At 60.4% G+C, this 1,264-nt stretch carries 1 pseudogene; it reads left to right on the top strand.

Annotated features, from left to right (window positions below):
• Window positions 1-50 precede the first annotated feature (50 nt).
• Window positions 51-1,264, top strand: a pseudogene (locus tag ACXJ7R_RS33280) (SpoIIE family protein phosphatase); the annotation flags it as partial.

Here is a 1,264-nt window from a genome sequence, read left to right as displayed (position 1 = left end):
AAGGGTTACGCCGGTTGGCCGATTTGGGTCGCATCGGGGCGACGGCCGCAATGAACGCCCACGATGAGCCCACACCGCGCTTCGGCCTGCGCTCCTTTCGAGCGAAATTCGTATTGGTCGTTGGCGGCGCCGTACTGTTCGACCTCCTGCTGAGCGGTGGTCTGGCGCTTTGGAACGTTCAGAAGCTGTCGCGCGATGCCACATCGGAAGTCGGCGAGGGCCTGACGACCGCAAACCAGGAATACATTCGTTCCTATGCCCAATCGACGGCGTTGAGCGTCGACCTGCTGCTCGACCGCGTTCATGGCGACGTCAAGGCGCTGGCCGGCGTGCTGCAGGCCCAGATCGACGATCCGAGCAGGCAGCAACAGGTCGGAGCGACTCTTTCGCATGAGGCGCCCGGCTCCGTGAAGGTCGTCTACGACGCGCGGGGCGATTGGGCGCAGAATCTGCCGGGCGCGCCTTCGGTGGTAAGCGTCTGGGGCTACCTGCTGGGTGCCGACCACACCCCGCTGTCGAGCGTTCAGAAGGAAATAGAAGACAGTACCGTGATCGATCTCGTCGCGCCGACTCTCATGGCCAGCGGGTCGTCCAAATTGCAGATGTACTATATTGGCCCAAAGGAAAGGCCGATCTTCAGGACGGTTCCGTATACGGACCAGGCACAGACCTTCGACAAGCTCTATCCCGGCCACAACAAGGCGGAGTTCTGGGAGTTCTTTTTTCCGGGTATCTATGGTTCATGGCAGCAATGGGCCGGGAATCCGGCCTCTCGTCCCGTCCCTGACGACATTACCCAGACAGCGCCTTACACCGATGCAATCACGGGAAAGCTGATCGTCAGCTTTTTCCATCCGCTGTGGACGCGCGATCGCACCGGCATCGCCGGTACTGCGGGGGCAGACATCACTCTCGACCAGCTCGCGCAAGTCGTCGAACGTGTGAAGATCGCTGAAACCGGGTTCGGCTTCCTTACGATGTCGACTGGCAACGTGGTGGCGATCAATCCGTCGGGCCAGGCTATCATCGGCCTGACTTCATCGAGCGATGCGGGCACGCAAGGCGTCACTGGCCTGGAGAGGTCCCTGCGGGGAAGTGTGCAGCCGGCAATCGCGTCGCTGCCTCTCGACCAGAACAATGACGGCGTCATTCAACATATCATGCTCGACAATAAAGGCGAGCGCGTACCCTACATCGTTGTCCTCAAGAGATTGAAGCCAACCAATCTGTGGAGTTCGGGACCGATCAAGTCCGAAACGATGTC

This window comes from Mesorhizobium sp. P5_C1 (assembly GCF_054049815.1).
The sequence above is the reverse complement of the archived record's forward strand: the minus strand, read 5'-3'. Positions and strand labels throughout refer to the sequence as shown.